Origin of the sequence: Bradyrhizobium sp. F1.4.3, assembly GCF_040548375.1 — a bacterium.
Classification (GTDB): Bacteria; Pseudomonadota; Alphaproteobacteria; order Rhizobiales; family Xanthobacteraceae; genus Bradyrhizobium.
Genome location: NZ_JBEPRN010000022.1, coordinates 78045 through 97953, shown reverse-complemented (window position 1 = coordinate 97953; position 19909 = coordinate 78045). Strand labels below are relative to the sequence as shown.

General features: G+C 63.6%; 25 protein-coding genes. 12 read left to right on the top strand and 13 right to left on the bottom strand.

The features are described from left to right. Window position 1: 1 nt before the first annotated feature. Window positions 2-1528, bottom strand: coding sequence for a malonate--CoA ligase (locus ABIB73_RS34055; RefSeq protein WP_354231420.1), 1527 nt, complete (start codon window positions 1526-1528; stop codon window positions 2-4). A 100-nt stretch (window positions 1529-1628) separates the two neighbouring features. Here ABIB73_RS34055 and ABIB73_RS34050 point away from each other — a divergent pair, with 100 nt between their 5' ends. The 4 genes from ABIB73_RS34050 to ABIB73_RS34035 all read left to right on the top strand — a co-directional run bounded on the left by ABIB73_RS34050 (window position 1629) and on the right by ABIB73_RS34035 (window position 4838). Then, window positions 1629-2390 (top strand): SDR family oxidoreductase, encoded by a 762-nt coding sequence (locus tag ABIB73_RS34050; protein WP_354231418.1) that lies wholly within the window; start codon window positions 1629-1631, stop codon window positions 2388-2390. 283 nt (window positions 2391-2673) lie between these two features. Then, window positions 2674-3228 (top strand): fasciclin domain-containing protein, encoded by a 555-nt coding sequence (locus ABIB73_RS34045; RefSeq protein WP_354231417.1) that lies wholly within the window; start codon window positions 2674-2676, stop codon window positions 3226-3228. Between the two features lie 183 nt (window positions 3229-3411). Then, on the top strand, window positions 3412-4041 hold the full coding sequence (locus tag ABIB73_RS34040) for a cytochrome b/b6 domain-containing protein (protein ID WP_354231415.1): 630 nt from the start codon (window positions 3412-3414) through the stop codon (window positions 4039-4041). A gap of 14 nt (window positions 4042-4055) precedes the next feature. Then, window positions 4056-4838, top strand: coding sequence for a molybdopterin-binding protein (locus ABIB73_RS34035; RefSeq protein ID WP_354231413.1), 783 nt, complete (start codon window positions 4056-4058; stop codon window positions 4836-4838). Between the two features lie 135 nt (window positions 4839-4973). Here ABIB73_RS34035 and ABIB73_RS34030 read toward each other — a convergent pair whose 3' ends face one another. After that, window positions 4974-6164 (bottom strand): YbfB/YjiJ family MFS transporter, encoded by a 1191-nt coding sequence (locus ABIB73_RS34030; protein ID WP_354231411.1) that lies wholly within the window; start codon window positions 6162-6164, stop codon window positions 4974-4976. Between the two features lie 266 nt (window positions 6165-6430). Here ABIB73_RS34030 and leuB point away from each other — a divergent pair, with 266 nt between their 5' ends. Further along, on the top strand, window positions 6431-7543 hold the full coding sequence (gene leuB, locus ABIB73_RS34025) for a 3-isopropylmalate dehydrogenase (RefSeq protein ID WP_354231409.1): 1113 nt from the start codon (window positions 6431-6433) through the stop codon (window positions 7541-7543). 118 nt (window positions 7544-7661) lie between these two features. Beyond that, a complete protein-coding gene (locus tag ABIB73_RS34020; protein ID WP_354231407.1) occupies window positions 7662-8306 on the top strand; it encodes a DapH/DapD/GlmU-related protein in 645 nt (214 codons plus the stop codon). 72 nt (window positions 8307-8378) lie between these two features. Here the strand turns inward: ABIB73_RS34020 and ABIB73_RS34015 are convergent, their stop codons facing one another. Both ABIB73_RS34015 and ABIB73_RS34010 read right to left on the bottom strand, forming a co-directional pair. Continuing rightward, window positions 8379-8792 (bottom strand): hypothetical protein, encoded by a 414-nt coding sequence (locus ABIB73_RS34015; protein WP_354231405.1) that lies wholly within the window; start codon window positions 8790-8792, stop codon window positions 8379-8381. A gap of 157 nt (window positions 8793-8949) precedes the next feature. Next, the gene (locus ABIB73_RS34010; protein WP_354231404.1) at window positions 8950-9750 is read right to left on the bottom strand and encodes a hypothetical protein; all 801 of its coding nucleotides are present in this window, start codon (window positions 9748-9750) and stop codon (window positions 8950-8952) included. A gap of 116 nt (window positions 9751-9866) precedes the next feature. On the opposite strand from ABIB73_RS34010, the gene ABIB73_RS34005 reads away from it, so the two are divergent. After that, entirely contained in the window at window positions 9867-10901 is a 1035-nt protein-coding gene (locus tag ABIB73_RS34005; RefSeq protein ID WP_354231402.1) for an aspartate-semialdehyde dehydrogenase, read from the top strand. Between the two features lie 215 nt (window positions 10902-11116). Here ABIB73_RS34005 and ABIB73_RS34000 read toward each other — a convergent pair whose 3' ends face one another. Beyond that, window positions 11117-11761, bottom strand: coding sequence for a carbonic anhydrase (locus ABIB73_RS34000; protein WP_354231400.1), 645 nt, complete (start codon window positions 11759-11761; stop codon window positions 11117-11119). A 111-nt stretch (window positions 11762-11872) separates the two neighbouring features. Here ABIB73_RS34000 and ABIB73_RS33995 point away from each other — a divergent pair, with 111 nt between their 5' ends. Beyond that, the gene (locus tag ABIB73_RS33995; RefSeq protein WP_354231398.1) at window positions 11873-12751 is read left to right on the top strand and encodes an HpcH/HpaI aldolase/citrate lyase family protein; all 879 of its coding nucleotides are present in this window, start codon (window positions 11873-11875) and stop codon (window positions 12749-12751) included. A gap of 173 nt (window positions 12752-12924) precedes the next feature. On the opposite strand, the gene ABIB73_RS33990 is transcribed toward ABIB73_RS33995, so the two are convergent. The 3 genes from ABIB73_RS33990 to ABIB73_RS33980 all read right to left on the bottom strand — a co-directional run bounded on the left by ABIB73_RS33990 (window position 12925) and on the right by ABIB73_RS33980 (window position 14888). Then, on the bottom strand, window positions 12925-13710 hold the full coding sequence (locus tag ABIB73_RS33990; protein ID WP_354231396.1) for a glycosyltransferase family 32 protein: 786 nt from the start codon (window positions 13708-13710) through the stop codon (window positions 12925-12927). A gap of 81 nt (window positions 13711-13791) precedes the next feature. Further along, window positions 13792-14397 carry a 3-isopropylmalate dehydratase small subunit gene (leuD, locus tag ABIB73_RS33985; protein ID WP_354231394.1) on the bottom strand — a complete coding sequence of 202 codons (606 nt, stop codon included), beginning with the start codon at window positions 14395-14397 and terminating at the stop codon, window positions 13792-13794. Between the two features lie 89 nt (window positions 14398-14486). Continuing rightward, window positions 14487-14888 carry a metallopeptidase family protein gene (locus ABIB73_RS33980; protein ID WP_354231392.1) on the bottom strand — a complete coding sequence of 134 codons (402 nt, stop codon included), beginning with the start codon at window positions 14886-14888 and terminating at the stop codon, window positions 14487-14489. Window positions 14889-15045: 157 nt separating this feature from the next. Between ABIB73_RS33980 and ABIB73_RS33975 the strand changes: the two genes are divergently transcribed. Beyond that, window positions 15046-15336, top strand: a complete 291-nt coding sequence (locus ABIB73_RS33975; protein ID WP_354231390.1) for a hypothetical protein — start codon at window positions 15046-15048, stop codon at window positions 15334-15336. Window positions 15337-15344: 8 nt separating this feature from the next. Here ABIB73_RS33975 and ABIB73_RS33970 read toward each other — a convergent pair whose 3' ends face one another. Beyond that, a complete protein-coding gene (locus ABIB73_RS33970) occupies window positions 15345-15566 on the bottom strand; it encodes a hypothetical protein (protein WP_354231388.1) in 222 nt (73 codons plus the stop codon). 231 nt (window positions 15567-15797) lie between these two features. Here ABIB73_RS33970 and ABIB73_RS33965 point away from each other — a divergent pair, with 231 nt between their 5' ends. Further along, window positions 15798-16037 carry a hypothetical protein gene (locus ABIB73_RS33965; RefSeq protein ID WP_354231386.1) on the top strand — a complete coding sequence of 80 codons (240 nt, stop codon included), beginning with the start codon at window positions 15798-15800 and terminating at the stop codon, window positions 16035-16037. 93 nt (window positions 16038-16130) lie between these two features. Continuing rightward, window positions 16131-16391, top strand: coding sequence for a hypothetical protein (locus ABIB73_RS33960; RefSeq protein WP_354231384.1), 261 nt, complete (start codon window positions 16131-16133; stop codon window positions 16389-16391). Between the two features lie 10 nt (window positions 16392-16401). Here the strand turns inward: ABIB73_RS33960 and ABIB73_RS33955 are convergent, their stop codons facing one another. Further along, window positions 16402-16596 (bottom strand): DUF1330 domain-containing protein, encoded by a 195-nt coding sequence (locus ABIB73_RS33955; protein ID WP_354231469.1) that lies wholly within the window; start codon window positions 16594-16596, stop codon window positions 16402-16404. 180 nt (window positions 16597-16776) lie between these two features. Here ABIB73_RS33955 and ABIB73_RS33950 point away from each other — a divergent pair, with 180 nt between their 5' ends. Then, window positions 16777-17292: a hypothetical protein gene (locus ABIB73_RS33950; protein ID WP_354231382.1), complete on the top strand. Its 516-nt coding sequence runs from the start codon at window positions 16777-16779 to the stop codon at window positions 17290-17292. Between the two features lie 115 nt (window positions 17293-17407). Here ABIB73_RS33950 and ABIB73_RS33945 read toward each other — a convergent pair whose 3' ends face one another. The 3 genes from ABIB73_RS33945 to rplS all read right to left on the bottom strand — a co-directional run bounded on the left by ABIB73_RS33945 (window position 17408) and on the right by rplS (window position 19826). Beyond that, window positions 17408-17617, bottom strand: coding sequence for a hypothetical protein (locus ABIB73_RS33945; RefSeq protein WP_354231380.1), 210 nt, complete (start codon window positions 17615-17617; stop codon window positions 17408-17410). Between the two features lie 94 nt (window positions 17618-17711). Further along, entirely contained in the window at window positions 17712-19118 is a 1407-nt protein-coding gene (gene leuC, locus ABIB73_RS33940) for a 3-isopropylmalate dehydratase large subunit (RefSeq protein WP_354231378.1), read from the bottom strand. A 327-nt stretch (window positions 19119-19445) separates the two neighbouring features. Continuing rightward, window positions 19446-19826, bottom strand: a complete 381-nt coding sequence (gene rplS, locus ABIB73_RS33935; RefSeq protein ID WP_354231376.1) for a 50S ribosomal protein L19 — start codon at window positions 19824-19826, stop codon at window positions 19446-19448. Window positions 19827-19909 lie beyond the last annotated feature (83 nt).

Here is a 19909-nt window from a genome sequence, read left to right as displayed (position 1 = left end):
ACTACTTCGCGTAAATATCCTTGTACGTATCCCGCAGCACGTTCTTCTGCACCTTGCCCATGGTGTTGCGCGGCAGTTCGTTGACGACGAAGACGCGCTTGGGCATCTTGAATTTGGCCAGCCGCCCGTCGAGCGCGCTGAGCACCGAAGCCTCGCTGACATTGGCGCCCTTGTTGCAGACCAGCACCGCCGTGACGCCCTCGCCGAAATCGGCGTGCGGCACGCCGATCACGGCGGATTCGATCACGCCGGGCATGGCGTCGATCTCGCTCTCGATTTCCTTCGGATAGACGTTGAAGCCGCCGGAGATCACGAGATCCTTGCCGCGGCCGAGGATGTGGACGTAGCCCTTGCCGTCGATCTTGCCGAGATCGCCGGTGATGAAGAAACCGTCGGGCCGGAATTCGGCCTTGGTCTTCTCCGGCATGCGCCAGTAGCCCCTGAACACGTTCGGGCCCCTGACCTCGATCATGCCGATCTCCTCGCGCGGCAATTCCTTGGCCGTTTCGGGATCGGTGACGCGTACGGAGACACCAGGAAGGGGAAAGCCGACCGCGCCGGGCACACGCTCGCCGTCATAGGGGTTCGAGGTGTTCATGTTGGTCTCGGTCATCCCGTAGCGTTCGAGCACGGCGTGCCCGGTGCGCGCCGACCATTCGCGATGGGTTTCGGCGAGCAGTGGCGCCGAGCCCGAGATGAACAGCCGCATGTGTTTTGTGGTCTCGCGCGACAGCGCGGAATTTTGCAAGAGGCGCGTGTAGAACGTCGGCACGCCCATCAGCACGGTGGCGCGCGCCATCAGCTTGATGATCAGGTCCGGGTCGAGCTTCGGCAGGAAGATCATCGCGGCGCGCGCAAACAGCGTCACATTGGTCGCCACGAACAGGCCGTGGGTGTGGTAGATCGGCAGCGCGTGGATCAGCACGTCCTTGTCGGTGAAGCGCCAGTAGCCGACGAGGCTCAGCGAGTTCGACGCCAGATTGTCGTGCGTCAGCATCGCGCCCTTGGAGCGGCCGGTGGTGCCGGACGTGTAGAGGATCGCGGCAAGATCGTCGTTCGCCCGCGGAACGGTCGCGAAGTCGCTGCTCGCCTTGTCGGCGGCTTCCGTTAGCGAGCCCTTGCCATCAGGCCCGAGCGTCTCGACCCTGGCCTTCACCTTGGCGGCGATCGGGGCGAGGCCTTCCGCCTTGGACGGATCGCAGACCACCAGCGAAGGCTCTGCATCGCCGATGAAGTAATCGAGCTCGTTCAGCGTATAGGCTGTGTTGAGCGGCAGATACACTGCGCCGGCCCGTACGGTGCCGAGGTACAGCACGATATTGGCGACGGATTTTTCCACCTGCACTGCAACGCGGTCGCCCGGCTTCACGCCGCGCGCGACCAGCACGTTCGCCATCTGGCCCGCGCGCGCGATCAGGTCGCCATAGCTGATATGGGCCCCATCATGCGTCTCGATCGCGAGGCGTTTGGGATCGTCCAGGCCGTCGAACAGGCGGGAAAACAGGTTGGCGTTGGCAGCTTGGTTCATGCAAGATTTCCTCGACCGCAAGGCTTGTAAGACAAGGCCGGTCAAAACCGAGGGCTGGATTAGCAAAAACCGCCCCGAAGAAGCAACGGAGACAGTTTGCATGACCAAAAACGGGAAACGCGTGGCCTGGGTCACGGGCGGCGGCAGCGGGATCGGGGAAGCCGGCGCCGAGGCGCTTGCGGCCGACGGCTGGACGGTGGTGGTCTCCGGACGCCGCAAGGACGCCTTGGAGACCGTGGTGGCGAAGATCACAAAGGCCGGCGGAGCCGCCGAGGCCATTGCCTTCGACGTAGCCGTCGCGGCTGACGCCCAGAAGGCGGCCGATCAAATCGTTGCGAAGCACGGCCGGATCGATCTGCTCGTGAACAATGCCGGCATCAATGTCCCGAAGCGGAGCTGGAAGGACATGGAACTGGAGGGCTGGGACAAGCTGGTCCAGGTCAATCTCAACGGCGTGCTCTATTGCATGCGCGCGGTGTTGCCGACGATGCGCAAACAAAAAGACGGCTCGATCATCAACGTCTCGTCCTGGGCCGGCCGTCACGTCTCCAAGATGCCGGGGCCGGCCTACACCACCACCAAACATGCGGTGCTGGCGCTGACCCATTCCTTCAACATGGATGAATGCGTCAATGGCCTGCGCGCCTGCTGCCTGATGCCGGGCGAGGTGGCCACGCCCATCCTCAAGCTGCGTCCGGTGGTGCCGAGCGAGGAGGAGCAGGCCAAGATGCTGCAATCCGAAGATCTCGGCCACACCATCGCGTTCATCGCAAGCATGCCGCCGCGCGTCTGCATCAATGAGCTCCTGATCAGCCCGACGCATAATCGCGGGTTCATTCAGACGCCGTTGAGCAGGGATTGAGGCACGCAACGCGCCACACTCTCCGCTCGTCGTCCCGGGGCGCGACGAAGTCGCGAGCCCGGGACGACAATGGAGAGTGTGGCGCGCTCGCGCTGCCACACGAACATCCCCGCGCTTAGTTTCACGCATCACGATAAATTATTTCCCGAAACCGTTTCGCAGATCGTCCCGTAGTTCGAGCCAACGACGCGTGACTGCTTCACGTCAAACTGTCGCAGCCGCCGTTGTTGCCCCAACGCAAACGCCGGCAACCGCCGGTCACAATTCAATCGGGAGTTTCTCCATGTCGAAGCGCATTGCCTATCTCACCGCTGCGGCCTTCAGCGCGCTGGCCGTCACCGCGACCGTGGTCGCGCCCGCCCGCGCCGAGGAAAAGACCGTCATGGTCGGCGGCGCCGCGATGTTCCCCTCGAAGAACATCGTCCAGAATGCCGTCAACTCGAAGGACCACACCACGCTGGTGGCGGCGGTGAAGGCGGCCGGTCTCGTCCCGACGCTGGAAGGCAAGGGCCCGTTCACGGTGTTCGCGCCGACCAACGCCGCCTTCGGCAGGCTGCCGGCCGGCACCGTCGATACCCTGGTCAAGCCTGAGAACAAGGCGACCCTGACCAAGATCCTGACCTACCATGTCGTGGCCGGCAGGCTCGAAGCCTCCGACCTCACCGACGGCAAGAAGCTCAAGACCGTCGAGGGCGAGGAACTCACGATCAGGAAGCAGGACGGCAAGACCTGGATCGTCGACGCCAAGGGCGGCACCGCGATGGTGACGATCGCCAACGTCAACCAGTCGAACGGCGTCATCCATGTGGTCGACACGGTGCTGATGCCGGCGACGTAACACCGCGCAAGCCCTTTTCATCCCCCTGACAGGGCAGGCGAAACGGCGAGCCGGTGACACCCGGCTCGCTTTATTGTGAATAGGATGCTCCGCAGGCATCGATTCGATGGCGGGCGGGGCGTAACGAAAACGGATGTGTTGGCGTATATTTCCTGTCATGCGATCCCACAGGACGGAACCATCATGTCGAGCCTCACCGCGACCGACGAGCAGGTCAGCACCACGCCAGTCAAAGTGATCCAGCCTGCCTGGGTCAGGGCGATGCACTGGACCAATGCCGTCGCCATGATCCTGATGATGATGTCGGGCTGGCAGATCTACAACGCCTCGCCGTTGTTCGACTTCCGTTTCTCGCACGATATCACGCTGGGCGGCTGGCTCGGCGGCGCGCTGCTCTGGCATTTTGCGGCGATGTGGCTGCTGATGGTTAACGGCCTTGCCTATCTCATTACAGGCTTTGCCACCGGCCGCTTCCGCAAGAAACTGCTGCCGATCACGCCGTCGGGCGTGATCCACGACGTCAGAGCGGCGCTGACCTTCAAGCTCGGCCACGACGACCTCAGCGTCTACAATTACGTGCAGCGCGCGCTCTATGCCGGCATCATCGTGGTCGGCGTGCTTATCGTGCTGTCGGGCCTGTCGATGTGGAAGCCGGTGCAATTGCACTGGCTGGTGACGCTGTTCGGCGACTATCCGACCGCGCGCTACGTCCATTTCTTCTGCATGGCAGCGATCTGCGCGTTCCTCGTCGTCCACGTCGCGCTCGCGCTGCTGGTGCCGAAGAGCCTGCGCGCGATGATCATCGGCCGCTGAGAGGGAGGAAGATCATGGCGAAGCGTTCATTCCTGATCCCCGGCGTCGACAAGCGGCTGCTGATCAAGGACTCGCTCAAGACGATGCCTGACTTCACCCGCCGCCGCTTCATCGCGGGCGGTGCCAGCCTCGGCGCGCTGACGCTGCTCACCGGCTGCGACGTGGTCGACTCGTCGTCGGCCGACACCTTGCTGGCCAAGATTTCGAAATTCAACGATGCCGTGCAGGATTTCATTTTCAATCCCGACGCGCTGGCGCCGACCTTCCCGGAAAGCGCGATCACGAAACCGTTCCCGTTCAACGCCTATTACGATCTCGACGACGCACCCGAGGTCGATGGCGAAGCCTGGAAGCTCGAGGTCCGCGGCCTCGTCGACAACAAGAAATCGTGGACGCTTCCGGAGCTCTACAAGCTGCCGCAGGTCACCCAGATTACTCGCCACATCTGCGTCGAAGGCTGGAGCGCGATCGGAAGCTGGACCGGCACACCCTTGCGCGACTTCCTCAAGTTGATCGGCGCCGACACCCGCGCAAAATATGTCTGGTTCCAGTGTGCCGACAAGGACGGCTACAATTCGCCGCTCGACATGCGCACCGCGCTGCATCCGCAAACGCAGATGACGTTCAAATATGCGAACGAGATTCTGCCGCGTGCCTACGGCTTCCCGATGAAGATCCGCGTGCCGACCAAGCTCGGCTTCAAGAACCCGAAATACGTGGTGTCGATGGAAGTCACCAACGACTACAAGGGCGGCTATTGGGAAGACCAGGGGTATAATTCGTTCAGCGGGAGTTAGTTTTCGTCCCGGCGAAGGCCGGGACCCATACCGCGAGGTCTATCGACGCTTGTGGGGTGCCAGTCCCGAACGACCGGTCTTCGCCAAACTGTTCCCTGTGGTTATGGGTCCCGGCCTTCGCCGGGACGACACCGATTATGCCGCCGGCCCCACCTTCCGCTGGCACAGCGCCGCCACCGCCCCGAGCGCCAGCAGCGCCGCCGATACATTCAACGCATACGACAAACTCCCGAGCGCATCCGTGATCGCGCCGACCACGATCGGGCCGAGCGTCTGGCCGACGCCGAATGAGATTGTCATGGCCGCGATCGCGCGCGGCCACACTTCGGGCGGATAGTTGAAACGTACGAACGCCGTGGTCGAACCGACGACGGCGAAGAAGGCGACGCCGAACACGACCGCCGAGACGGCGAGCCACGCGGTCGAATGTCCCAGCATGGGCAGACCGGCGCCGATGGCGTTGGTGCCGAGGATGATGGCGGTGGCAAGCCCGCCGCGGTCCAGCGCCAATACGCGGCGCCAGAACCAGGGCGTGACGAACGCGCTGACGCCGATCAGGCCCCAGAACGCGGCCTGCGCCGCGGCGCCGCCGCCGCTGTCGCGCACATAGGCGATCATGAAGGTCATGTAGGCGATGTAGCCCGCGCCGAACAGGAAGTAGCTGGCGAGATAGATCAGCACGGGCGGAATCGCGAACGAGGCGTGACCCGCCTCCGTAAAGCGCGCGTTGCTCTCAATGCGAGTCAGGAACAGCGGCACGGTCATCGCGGCCGAGAGCAGCGTCAACGCCCACCATACGATCCACCACGAGCCCGGCCCAAAATGCTGGAGCGTGAATGGAGCGATCAACCCGGAGCAGAGAATGCCGACACCGGGGCCGGCATAGAACAGGCTGAGCAGGAAATTGCCGCGCTCGGGGTGCGACTGCGCGATGGTCGCGGCCAGCGCGCCGCCGGCGACGAATCCGGCCGCGGCGCCGACGCCCAGCACCAGCCGCGCCAGGCTCAGCGCGACGAAATTCCCGGTCAAAGCGCAGACCGCAAGTGCAACGAGGCAGGCCAGGGTTCCGCCGCGGATTGCCGCCGCCCAGCCGACGCGCTGGATCAGCCGGGATGCCATCAGCGCGCCCACGAGGTAGCCGACGGCGTTGATGGTGTTCATGAACCCGGCCGCCGAGTAGGACCAGCCGAGGTCCTCCCGCATGTCCGGCAGCACCAGCGCATAGGCAAAGCGGCCGATGCCGAGCCCGACCGTCGCAGCGAGGGACAGGGTCAGGATCAGCCGCGCGGGATGGGCTTCGGGCAGGGGGCGGTCAGGGGCGTGCAAGGGGTACTCCGGCGTCCCACAGTGTGGCAGGCCCCGCCCGCCTTGCACAGCCGTGCCCCGGCAATGGTGTCTTGCCAAGCGCGCAACGCCGCTCTAGCAATCCCGCCGGCCGTCATTCCGCGGCGCGCCTTTTGGCGCGAGCCCGGAATCCATTTCCCCGCTTGCGCCGTGGCCCGATGGATTCTCTGATGCGCAATTGCGCATCATAGCTCGCTCGCTCTGCTCGCGCCCCGGAATGACGACGCAGGATTGAGAAGGATCTGACCATGGCGACCCACAAACTGCTGCTGCTCCCCGGCGACGGAATCGGCCCCGAGGTGATGGGCGAGGTGAAGCGGCTGATCGACTGGCTCAATGCGGCCGGGATTGCCAAGTTCGAGACCGATACCGGGCTCGTCGGCGGTTCCGCCTATGACGCCCACAAGGTGTCGATCTCGGAAGGCGACATGACCAAGGCCAAGGACGCCGACGCGATCATTTTCGGCGCGGTCGGCGGCCCGAAATGGGATGCGGTGCCTTACGAGGTGCGCCCCGAAGCTGGCCTCCTGCGTCTGCGCAAGGATCTTGGCCTGTTCGCCAACCTGCGTCCCGCCGTGTGCTATCCGGCGCTGGCTGATGCCTCCAGCCTGAAGCGCGAGGCGGTCGAGGGTCTCGACATCGTCATCGTGCGCGAGCTCACCGGTGGCGTCTATTTCGGCGAGCCCAAGACCATCACCGATCTCGGCAACGGCCAGAAGCGCGCCATCGATACCCAGGTCTACGACACCTATGAGATCGAGCGCATCGCCCGCGTCGCCTTCGAGCTTGCCAGGAAGCGCAAGAACAAGGTGACGTCGATGGAAAAGCGCAACGTCATGAAGTCGGGCGTGCTCTGGAACGAGGTGGTGACGCAGGTTCACAAGCGCGAATATGCCGACGTGACGCTCGAGCACCAGCTCGCCGATTCCGGCGGCATGATGCTGGTGAAGGCGCCGAAGCAGTTCGACGTCATCGTCACCGACAATCTGTTCGGCGACATGCTGTCCGACATCGCGGCGATGCTGACGGGATCGCTCGGCATGCTGCCCTCGGCCTCGCTCGGCGAGGTCGACGTCAAGAGCAAGAAGCGCAAGGCGCTGTACGAGCCCGTGCACGGCTCGGCGCCTGATATCGCCGGCCAGGGCCTCGCCAATCCGATCGCGATGATCTCGTCCTTCGGTATGGCGCTGCGCTACTCCTTCGACATGGGCGCGCTCGCCGACAAGGTCGATGCCGCGATCGCCGCCGTGCTCGCCAGCGGCCTGCGCACCGCCGACATCAAGTCGGAGGGCACCACGGCCGCCTCGACCACGCAGATGGGCGAAGCGATTTTGAAGGAATTGCAGAAGCTGCACGCGTAAGGCCGCGAATACCTAGCCCGGATGGAGCGCAGCGAAATCCGGGTCCTTCTCGCTAGCGGCTGGATTTCCCGGATTGCGCTGCGCTCCATCCGGGCTGCGACTTCATCGGAGCCCCTTCATGGATGCCTCGCATCGCCCCAAGATCGCGGAAACGATCATCCATGAGACGGTTCGCCTGCGCGAGGCGCAGATCGGGCGGCGCTGCGAGATCCTCTCCAACACGCGCATCGAATATTCTTCGCTCGGCGACTACTCCTATCTCGGAGAGAATTGCGACGTCGCCGACGCCGTGATCGGCAAGTTCACGGCCATTGCCAATTCGGTACGGATCGGTGCGCCGAACCATCCGATGGGCCGCCCGTCGCAGCATCGGTTCACCTATTGCCCCGAATATTACGATGCGACGGCGACACGTGACCGCGACTTCTTTGCGGACCGGCGTAGCGACCGGGTGATCGTCGGCAATGATTGCTGGATCGGGCATGCCGCTATCCTGCTGCCGGGCGTGAGCGTCGGCGACGGCGCGGTGATCGCCGCGGGCGCAGTCGTCAGCCGCGACGTGCCGCCCTATACGATCGTTGGCGGCGTTCCCGCGCGCGCCATCCGTAAGCGCTTTGTCGATTCGGTCGCCGAAAGCCTGCGCCGCATCGCCTGGTGGGACTGGCCGGATGAGGTCATCTTTGAGCGCTTGAGCGATTTCCGCTCCGAAGCGATCGAACAATTCTGCGAGCGCTACGATCCGACGCTTGCGCCGGGCCGGTAGAGCGAGAGGCCACCATAAAACAAAAAGGCCGGGCGTCAGCCCGGCCTTTTCGATTCAGTTGGTGCGTCCGCTTCAGTACAGCGGGAAATTCTGCGGATAGCCGCCGAGATCGGCCGGCGTGGGGAGCGGCTGGCGATCGATCGGGCGGTTGAGATTTTCGCGCGCAAACGACGGATACCCCACGGCCGGCGGGAACGCGTAGTCGCTGAACTTGCGGTCGCCCGGATTGACCTCGGTGCCACCGTCGAGCCAGGAGCGCTTGCTCACATAGATGCGGGTGCGTCCCTGCTGATAGACCGCGTTGGGACCGCTCGGCCCGTAATAGGTCCGGCCGCGATCGTCATAGCGCTGCTTCTTGGTATCGGCCGAAGCCGGCGTCGCGAGGCTGATGGCAATGACGGCGCCCGCAGCAAGCCAGGTCGCCAGATTGTTCGCGGCCAATTTATTAGCGCCCAATTTGTTCGCGGCAGTGAATTTCGAGCTCATCACGTCCCCTTCAGGCGGCAAGCCGCCAGTCGATTTCACGCCCATACTAGTCCGGCCGGGGCGGCCGCAACTAGGTCTATTGGGTCACACCGGGACGGAATAATGAGGGGCGCAGGCAAAAGTTGCATGCAAACCAGCCACTTGAGCTGGATGCCGGTCAAAGCGCCCCGCGCAATTGCGCGTTCGCGGCGCCAAGCAGCCAGTCCGATGACCCCGTGGGATCGCATGCGCGGCGCTTGAGCTCGGCGTGGGCGAAAAATTCCGCGAGCTTCGGCTCGTTGCCGGAGGTCAGCAACGTGAGCCGGTTCAGCGTGCAGGCGATCGCCGCACGCTGGGCGGGCACGGTATCGCCCTGGCAGGAGAAGCCGGAGATCTGGAGCGCCGGCTCCTCGTTGCGCTTGAGATAGCCCAGGCAAGCCTGCACCCCCTTCGCCTTGTCTGCCGGCCGGAACAGGGCGACGGGGCCGAATTTCGTGTCGATCAGGCCGGCCTGCTCAAGCGTGACGGCAGCACCGAGGCCCATCTGGACCGCCAAATTGACGGCCAGGTCCGCGGTCGCCGGGCGAGCCACATCGAATTCGCCGCCTTCCCGGTAAATCTCGAGCTCGGCCACAGGCTGGTCCGCCTCGCCGGTCCAGCGCATCACGTCTTTGCGGCCACCCTCGGGGTGCCTGAGGATGGTGTAAGAGGCTGGTTTTTCTGATGAAACGAGCCGGCTTAAGGCGAAGGCCGGACGCGAGCGGGAGGCCTCGCTCCAGCCCGGTTTCTGCGCGGGCTCATCGTCGCGGAAATCCGGCAGCTGGCCGAGCGCGGCAAGGCCGAGGATGGCAAACAGCGCCAGCGCCCCCACATAGGCAAGCAGGAGCGCCAGCGTGCCGACGACTTCGTCGGCGAAATTGGTGAGCGCCAGATGGATCTGGGTGGGGGTTGCGGCCGTGCCGGCCTCTGGCGACTGCATCCACGGCCTTCGGGCATGGTCCAACGTTGTCTTGAGGCCGGTTCTCGCATAGAAGCGCTGCTCTTCCTGTTTAAGCGCGAATGCGCGGGAAGGGCTTTTTCCTCGGAGAGTGAACGATGGGTTACAAAGTCGCAGTCGTCGGCGCGACCGGCAATGTCGGACGGGAAATGCTCAACATCCTCGATGAGCGCAAATTCCCCGCGGACGAGGTCGTAGCCCTGGCGTCACGCCGCAGCATGGGCGTCGAGGTCTCCTATGGCGATCGTACCCTGAAGGTCAAAGCGCTTGAGCACTACGATTTCTCCGATGTCGACATCTGCCTGATGTCGGCGGGCGGCGAGGTGTCGAAGGAATGGTCGCCGAAGATCGGCGCCGCCGGCACGGTCGTGATCGACAATTCCTCGGCCTGGCGCATGGACCCGGACGTGCCGCTGATCGTGCCGGAAGTGAACGCCGACGCAACAGCGGGCTTCAAGAAGAAGAACATCATCGCCAACCCGAACTGCTCGACCGCCCAGCTCGTGGTCGCGCTGAAGCCCTTGCACGACAAGGCGACGATCAAGCGCGTCGTGGTCTCGACCTATCAATCGGTCTCGGGCGCGGGCAAGGACGGGATGGACGAGTTGTTCTCGCAGACCAAGGCCGTCTACACCAATGACGAGCTGGTCGCGAAGAAATTCCCCAAGCGCATCGCCTTCAACGTCATCCCCCACATCGACGTCTTCATGGAGGACGGCTACACCAAAGAAGAGTGGAAGATGATGATGGAGACCAAGAAGATTCTTGATCCCAAGATCAAGCTTTCCGCGACCTGCGTGCGCGTGCCGGTGTTCGTCGGCCACTCCGAGGCCGTCAACATCGAGTTCGAGAATCCGATCAGTGCCGATGAAGCGCGCGACATCCTGCGCACGGCGCCAGGCTGCCTCGTCATCGACAAGCAGGAGCCCGGCGGCTACGCCACGCCGTATGAGGCGGCCGGCGAGGACGCCACCTATATCAGCCGCATCCGCGAGGATGCGACGGTGGAGAACGGTCTCGTGCTGTGGTGCGTGTCGGACAATCTGCGCAAGGGCGCCGCGCTCAACGCGATCCAGATCGCGGAAGTCTTGATCAACCGCAAGCTGATCAGCGCGAAGAAGAAGGCGGCGTAGGACTTCGTTCGACTATCACAACCTTCCCGTCGTCCCGGACAAGCGCGCCAAAAGCGCGCGTAGATCCGGGACCCATAACCACAGGAAGTGGTTTGGCGAAGATTCGTGGTTGTCAGCTCGCGCGACAACACAAGCCTGGGATTATGGGTCCCGGATCTGCGCTTGCGCTTGTCCGGGACGACGATCTCGCTTGATACGACAGTTTATGAAATCGCCTACGCCGCGTCCCTGATGCTGCGAAATTCCTTCGCGGCCTTGTCCAGCACGAACAACGATCCCTCCGCGACGCCGAAATAGGCGCCGTGGGTCTGCATCTGGCCGGCATCCACCGCCTTCTGCACGAACGGGAAGGTCATCAGGTTTTCCAGGCTGCGGAACACTGCCGCCTTCTCGATGCGCTCGACGAACTGCGCCATCGTCTCGCGCTCGCGCTGCTCGACCACTTCGCCCGGCTTGATGAACATCTGCATCCATTTGCCGATGAAATCGCCGGGCGTGAGCGGCTCGATCTTGTCGACGAAGGCGCGGATGCCGCCGCATTGCGCGTGCCCGAGCACCACGATGTGCTTCACCTTCAGCACCGTCACGGCATATTCAAGCGCCGCCGAGACGCCATGCGCGTTGCCGTCGGGCTGATACACCGGCACCAGATTGGCGATGTTGCGGACGACGAACAGCTCGCCCGGGCCGACGTCGAAGATCACCTCGGGTGAGACGCGCGAATCGCAGCAGCCGATCACCATCACTTCCGGGAACTGCCCTTTCACCGATAGCTCGCGATAGCGGCTCTGTTCGGTCGGCAGCCGCTGGGTGGCGAAGGCCTTGTAGCCTTCCAGCAAGTGCTCAGGGAATGTGATCATGGCCTATGCCTAATCATATACCGCTAGCGCGAACAAGCCTTTCGAATAGGCAGGCCAGGTGCTATCGGCTCAGTTCAGAATAGACACGAGGAAACCGGAAGGAACGCTTGCATGACCCGCCCGCGCCGCAGCCATCTGTTCATGCCCGGCTCCAACCCCCGCGCGCTGGAAAAGGCCCAGAACCTGCCGGCCGACGGCCTGATCCTGGATCTGGAAGACTCCGTCGCGCCCGACGCCAAGGCGGTGGCGCGCGACCAGATCGCCGCCGCGATCGCGGCCAAGGGATTTGGCAAGCGGGAGATCTTGATCCGGACCAACGGCCTCGACACGCCTTGGTGGGCCGATGACGTCGCGATGGCCGCCAAGGCGTCGCCGGACGGCATCCTGGTTCCAAAGGTCTCCAGTATCGAGGATCTCGAGACGATCGGCGCCCGCCTCGCGGAGCTCGGCGCCGGACCGACTGTAAAAGTCTGGGCCATGATCGAAACCGCGCGCGCGGTGCTGCATGCCGAGGAGCTGGCCGCCGCCGGTCGCGATCCGAAGACGCGTCTGTCAGGTTTCGTGTTCGGTCCGAACGACATCTCGCGCGAGACGCGGATCAAGATGCTGCCGGGCCGCGCCGCGATGATTCCGATGATTACTCACTGCATCCTGGCGACGCGCGCGCACGGCCTCGAAATCCTCGACGGCCCCTACAGCGACATCAACAATCCGGACGGTTTTGCCACCGAATGCGCGCAGGGCCGCGACCTCGGCTTCGACGGAAAGACGCTGATCCATCCCTCGCAAATCGAGGCCTGCAACGCGATCTTCACGCCGCCCGAGGAGGAAGTCGCCCGCGCCCGAAAAATCATCGCGGCGTTCGAATTGCCGGAGAACGTGTCGCGCGGCGCGATCCGGCTCGACGGCGCGATGGTCGAGCGCCTGCATGCCGACATGGCGCGCCGCACGATCGAGATCGCGGACGCGATCGCGGCGATGGGGAAGTAACCGAGAGCTGTCCCTCAGCGCGGCGAGATGTCGGCGCTTTCGTGTCCCGGACGCGCAGCAGTGCGAAACGCTGCTGCGCAGAGCCGGGATCCATATCGCCGCATCACCGGGCCCCCGCCCGGCAGTGCACCGCTCAAGAAGCGCTGTGCTGCGTCCGGGGCACGAGAGTTAGGTTAGCCAAACCGCTCCGCCGCCCACGCATACAGGCTGCCTGGAATCGGCTTCTCGCCGCCGCGGCCCTTGGGCGAGATGTGCAGGCCGATGATCTCGGGGTCAGTGACGAGGCCGAGATAGCTCGAGGGATCGAAGAACAATTTTGGTTCGGCATGCACGGCGTAGAACGACTGCTTCGGCAGCGCGCAGCTCAACTCGCCGGTGCGGCGGGCGAGCGCGGTCAGCGCCGCCGGCCCAAAAATCGCGACGCGAATGTCCGAGAGACGATTCGAACCGCCGCGCAGGCGGCGCATCGCAAAGGTGATGCGATGGCGCAGCGACAGCCAGTCCGGCGTCAGCTCCTCCTGCTCTATCAGCTCCTCGAAGGCACCAACGATGCCGTGCTCGGGCGGCAGATAGATTACGGAGTTGCCGAGCTGGCGCGGACGCTCCCAGGCGAAGTAGGGCTTTGCCTGATCGATCTCGACCGGCTTCAGCAGCAGCACGTCGGCGTCGAGCCAGAGGCCGAGGCTTCTGGCCATCAGCTTCATGCGGAAGAAGTCGCTGAATTGAAGCGTGGTCCAGTCGCGCCAGCTTCCATCGGGCTGCGGTGGTCGCAGTCGTTCGGCGAAAGCGTGCGGCAGAATCGCCTCGGCGTCCGCGTTCTCGACGCCCGCGGGCAGGCCGGGAATGGTGTCGAAACTGTAGACCGTGACCTTATGGCCGGCCGCAAGCTGCGAGCGCAGACAGGTCTGGCGCAGTGCGTCCATTGGGCCATGCCAGAAGGTGACAACGTCAGGCAACATGCGCGGAAGCTATAAGGGATATCGAGGGCAAAGAAAAAGCCCCGGCGCCGATGGCACCGGGGCTTATATGAAAAGTCGAGATCAAGCCCAGGCGCGTTCGGTCTTGAGCTTCTCCTCATAGGTGTCGATCGAGGCCTTCTTCTCCATCGTCAGACCAATGTCGTCGAGGCCGTTGATCAGGCAATGCTTGCGAAACGGATCGATCTCGAACTTGACCTTGCCGCCGTCGGGGCCGCGGATCTCCTGGTTCGGCAGGTCGATCGTCAGCGTCGCATTGGCGCCGCGCTCGGCGTCGTCGAACAGCTTGTCGAGGTCTTCCTGGGACACGCGGATCGGCAGAATGCCGTTCTTGAAGCAATTGTTGTAGAAGATGTCGCCGAACGAGGTCGAGATCACGCAGCGGATGCCGAAATCGAGCAGCGCCCAGGGCGCGTGCTCGCGGCTCGAGCCGCAGCCGAAATTGTCGCCGGCGACCAGCACCTTCGTCTTGCGATAGGCCGGCTGGTTCAGCACGAAATCCGGGTTCTCGCTGCCGTCGTCCTTGTAGCGCTGCTCGGAGAAGAGCCCCTTGCCAAGGCCGGTGCGCTTGATGGTCTTGAGGTACTGCTTCGGAATGATCATGTCGGTATCGACATTGATGATCTTCAGCGGCGCCGCGACGCCTTCCAGCGTGGTGAACTTGTCCATGGTTGCGCTTTCCCGGGTGGTTCAGGGGAAGGGGTATTTATCGCGATCGGGGCCCGAATCCTAGGCCGAATTCGGCAGATCTCGTCTGCTTAGCTCGGTTCTTGGGCCTCAATCGCCGCCATATCGTCGTCCGAGAGGCCGAAATGGTGGCCGATCTCGTGGATCAGGACGTGGCGGACGATATGGCCGAGGCTTTCCTCGTGCTCGGCCCAATAGTCCAGGATCGGCCGGCGGTAGAGCCAGACCATGTTGGGCAGCCGCGCCACGTCGCCAAAGCTCTGCTGGGGCAGTCCGACCCCCTGGAACAGGCCGAGCAGGTCGAACTCGCTCTCGCATTCCATCTCGTCCAGGACCTCCTCAGTGGGGAAGTCGTCGACGCGGATGATTACGCCCTCGCAGAGCTTACGAAATTCCGCCGGCAGGCGCTCGAAGATGTCGTGTGCCATCGCTTCCATCTCGGCCAGCGAGGGCGCCTTCAGGTCGGTCCACATGGGCTTCTCTTAGCGCGGGTTCCCCGCTGATGCATCTGGCTTTATAAGCGTGGGCCGAGGTTGACGGGCGCCGCCAAAACGGGGAGCGTACGGCACCTCGATGGGGACGTTTCAGGTGGGTGCTACGATGCGGGCCGGAACAGCGGTTCTACTTTGCATGGGGTTGTTTTCGACTTTTTTTGTCGGCGCCCAAGCTCAGGCTCAGGCCCAGACGGCTGCTCCCGGAATTCGGCTGGCCCAGGCTGCCTCGCCCGACGCCCCGCCGCCGCGCAAGCGACCCCAGACCCGGCTGCGCGTCACGCCCTATTACAGCCCGGACGGTGTCTATCCGCGCTACAACCCGGGCCCCGATGCGGTCCGTGAATGCAACGCGACCTATGTGCAGGAGTATCGGCCGAGCGGCACGGTGATCGTGCCGCATATGAGCTGCTACTGGCGCCGGGGCTGACGCCTTCTTCAATGCCTGCGCAGCGCGCCGATCAATCCGGCGCCGACGATGAGCGCGGACGCGCCATAGACCAGGATCGCCATCACCAGCTGCGTCAGAGGGCTTGCAGAGCCGGCTTCGACGCCCGGCCCTTGCGCGGCAAGCGCCGAGTTCGCGCCGAGGGCAATGCTCGCCGCGATCGCGAGGCTGGATATTCGCAGTCTGTGAAACTGTGCCAGGAATTTTGCCATGACCATCTCCCGTAGTCGCTCGACCAGAAGATACGTGCGTCCTTGACGGCTGGTTTTGACGGCGCGTGAAATGTTGCGCGGGCGTTCCGGAACTTGCCGCGTGTCTTCGCATTCATGCTGCGGCGCGTTCTTTCTTACGCGATCCAGGCCCGGGACTCTAGCGTCGTCCTCGTGCCGCAACGTCTGATCAGTGCGTGCACCGCAAGAACGATGTCAGGAGATCCAACGAAAATGCAGTCTTTGAAAATCATGGGCCCTAAGAGCTTGGGCCTTAAGAGCTTGGGCCTCGCGGCCGCCGGAGCGTTGTTCGTCCTTGCCGCGCCGGTCGAGCGCGCACAGGCCGTATCGCTGATCAATCCGGGTGCCGCGCAGTCGGTGCAGGATGAGGCCAAGCCGATCACGGAGGTACGTTGGAATCGCTGGCACCGTCATCATTGGCACCGCCGCCATTGGCATCGCCGCCACTGGTGAGGCGATCGTCGCAGACAGGACAGGCCCGGTAACGGGCCTGTTTTAACTTGCAGACAGTCTCATCAAGCCCGCATGCTGCGGCCGGAGGTCGTCATGGCGAAATGGATTGAGTTGGCCGTTGTCGTCGCGCTTGCCGCCGGCTTGCCTTGCGCTTCCGCTGCGCAGAGGCTGGCGAAGCCGGATGCCTCGGCGGGGGTCGCGGTTTTCGATGCGCGACGACACGTGCGACACGATGACCTGGCGCGGCCCGATACGTCCCATGATCCGCACTATTACGCGCGGCCCGTCTACTACCGGCCTTATCCCTATGCCGTGCCTGCATCCTTCGTGCTTGGCTATGGGCCGTGGTGGTAAGGTCGCTACGCTAATCGGCGGGCACAAATCCCTTGACCAGCAGCACGATCGCTTGCGCGCCTGCTTTTCGATCTCGCGAGATCTCGACATAGTCGGGTGAGTTCGAGAAGGCGAGAAACGCGGTCTCGTCGGGAAACGATATCATGACAAGCTTGTCATGCGGCCACACGCAGCACACACGACGTTCGTCGGCATAGACAGTCATCGCGAAGATTCCTCCTGTCGCGGCACTGCGTCGCAGCGCGATGCCGGGAACGTCATTCATTCATTGGGCGTTCACGTCGCTGTCCCTAATTCAATCTTGGGAGCGACCGCAACTGAACAGGGATGACGCGTGCCGGGAACGAGCGTCGCAACTCCGCTGTCCAGATTCAGGGAGGATTCGATGCTGAGGATTTTGAGTCTCGGGACAGGCCCGATGCGCTTGCTCGGGCTTGCGGCCGCTGCCACGCTGATGCTGTCGGCTGGAACTGCGCAGCGCGCCGAAGCCATGACTCCAATCAATCCGACGGCGTTGCCGGCGGCAAAGTCGGCGGCCGATGACATGATTACACAGGTTCGCCACGGCGGCGGTGGCGGCGGAGGACATGGTGGAGGCTTCCATGGCGGTGGCGGCTTTCACGGTGGTGGCGGACATTTCGGCGGCTTTCATGGCGGAGGCTTCCGCGCCGCGCCGGCCTTCCATGGCGGCGGCTATCGCTATGGCGGATTTCATCGCTATGGCGGCTATCACCGTTACGGAGGTTATCGCCCCTACTATTACGGGCATCGCCACTTCCATCGGCGCTTCTACGGCGGCTACTATCCCTATTACCACTATCCGCGCCGCTGCCGGATCATCTGGACCTATTACGGGCCGCACCGCGTCTGCCGCTGGCACTATCCGTACCGCTATTGGTGATGTGAGCCGTTGTTAGATCTATCTGCACGCGTCATGGCCGGGCTTGTCCCGGCCATCCACGTTCTTGGTACCGGATAGAAGATCGTGGATGCCCGGGCACGACGGAGAATCTAGCTCAGAGCCAATCCTTCAGCTTCCACGACGCGGATTTCCATCGCATCAGGTTATCGAGCTTCCACTGCTTGAACATCGCCGGTGGCCAGCGGCTCAGCTTTGACGTCTCCTCGACCTCGGGCTTGGCGGCGATGCGCAGCGGCGTTGCGCGCCGCCGGTGCTGGCGGGTCGCAGCGCTGATCAGATCGACATATTCAGGCTTGTTGGCCATGGCGCGCGTCCTCGCGAAACCGTCGCGAGGACGCAATGTGGGCGAGGCCGCTTAACGGCTGTTTGCCGCTTTAGTTCAAATTGCAGGAAGCGGCTTAGCGCCACTCCCTGACGTCGACAAAGTGGCCCGCGATCGCAGCCGCCGCCGCCATCGCTGGCGATACCAGATGCGTGCGACCCTTGAAGCCCTGGCGGCCCTCGAAATTGCGGTTCGAGGTCGAGGCGCAGCGCTCTTCCGGGGCCAGCTTGTCCGGGTTCATGGCGAGGCACATCGAACAGCCCGGCTCGCGCCATTCGAAGCCGGCCTTGATGAAGATCTTGTCCAGGCCTTCAGCTTCCGCCTGCTCCTTCACGATGCCGGAGCCCGGCACGACCATGGCGTTGACGTGGCCAGAGACCTGCTTGCCTTCAGCGATCTTGGCGGCGGCGCGCAGATCTTCGATGCGGCCGTTGGTGCAGGAGCCGATGAAGATGCGGTCGAGCTTGATGTCGGTGATCTTCGTGCCGGCGGTCAGGCCCATATACTTCAACGCGCGATGCTTCGAGAGACGCTTGGCCTCGTCCGCGATCTTGTCGGGGTCGGGCACGAAGCCGGTCACCGAGATGACGTCCTCGGGGCTTGTGCCCCAGGTCACGATCGGCGGCAGCTTTGCCGCATCCAGCCGCAGCTCGTGGTCGAAATGCGCGCCGTCGTCGGAGCTCAGTTTCTCCCAATAGCGCATCGCCGCGTCCCAGGCCGCGCCCTTCGGCGATTTCGGCCGATCGCGCAGGAAGTCGTAGGCCTTCTGGTCCGGTGCGACCAGGCCGGCGCGGGCACCGCCTTCGATCGACATGTTGCAGACCGTCATGCGGCCTTCCATCGACAGCGCGCGGATCGCGTCGCCGGCGTATTCCAGCACATAGCCGGTGCCGCCCGCGGTGCCGATCTCGCCGATGATGGCCAGGATGATGTCCTTGCCCGTCACGCCCTCCGGCAATTTGCCGTCGACGCTGACGCGCATGTTCTTCGCCTTCTTCTGGATCAGCGTCTGTGTCGCCAGCACGTGCTCGACCTCGGAGGTGCCGATGCCGTGCGCGAGCGCGCCGAACGCGCCATGCGTCGAGGTGTGGCTGTCACCGCAGACGATGGTGGTGCCGGGCAGGGTAAAGCCCTGCTCGGGGCCGATCACATGGACGATGCCCTGGCGCTTGTCGAACTCGTTGTAATATTCGATGCCGAATTCCTTGGCGTTCTCCGCCATCACCCGCATCTGCTCGATGCTCTCCGGATCCGGGTTCGGCTTCGAACGGTCCGTGGTCGGGATGTTGTGGTCGACGACGGCCAGCGTCTTCTCCGGCGCATGCACCTTGCGGCCCGTGGCGCGCAGGCCTTCGAACGCCTGTGGCGAGGTCACCTCGTGCACCAGATGGCGATCGATATAGAGCAGGCAGGTGCCGTCCTCGGCTTCGTGCACCAGATGGTCGTTCCAGATCTTGTCGTACAATGTGTTGGGCTTGGACATGAGCTTAAGCTCCGGGAATGTGTGTCAGCGAAGAGCGCGGGTGGCGCGCGGGGCAACAAAATCGTCTTCAGCGCAGCCTTTAAGCTGCGGGACTAAGCTCTGACGTTGCCGAGGTCGCGAAGCGTCCGAAGAACCGGCCAGGCAGCCGCGAGCGATCGTCGATGACGATGCGCTTGGTGAGTGCGAAGCTGGTCAGATCTGGAAACATTCCAGGAATATATAGCAGGGAGATTTGGAAGCGCGAGGGCTTTGACGCGCACGGCTGACGCAACAAAAAAGCGCGGGGTTTGAGCCCCGCGCTCTACGAAACTCGTCTGTAAGCGGAGCTTACTCGTTGACGGCCTTGGCGTGCTCAGTCTTCTCGACGATGCGGGCCGACTTGCCGCGCAGTTGGCGCAGGTAATAAAGCTTGGCGCGACGCACCTTGCCGCGACGCACAACCTTGATCGAGTCGATCATCGGCGACATCACCGGGAACACGCGCTCCACGCCCTCGCCGTAGGAGATCTTGCGCACGGTGAAGCTCTCGTTGAGGCCACCGCCGGAACGGCCGATGCAGACGCCTTCATAGGCCTGCACGCGGGTGCGGTCGCCTTCGACGACTTTCACGTTGACGATCACGGTGTCACCGGGACCGAACTCCGGAATGTCCTTGCTGGCGGAGAGCTTGTCGAATTGCTCTTGTTCGAGCTGTTGGATCAGGTTCATGGGTAAATCTCCATCGGCGCGCCCAGCCTTGGAAACGGGGGCTGCGCGAAATTCGTTTATCCAGCTCTTGCGGATTTGGCGCT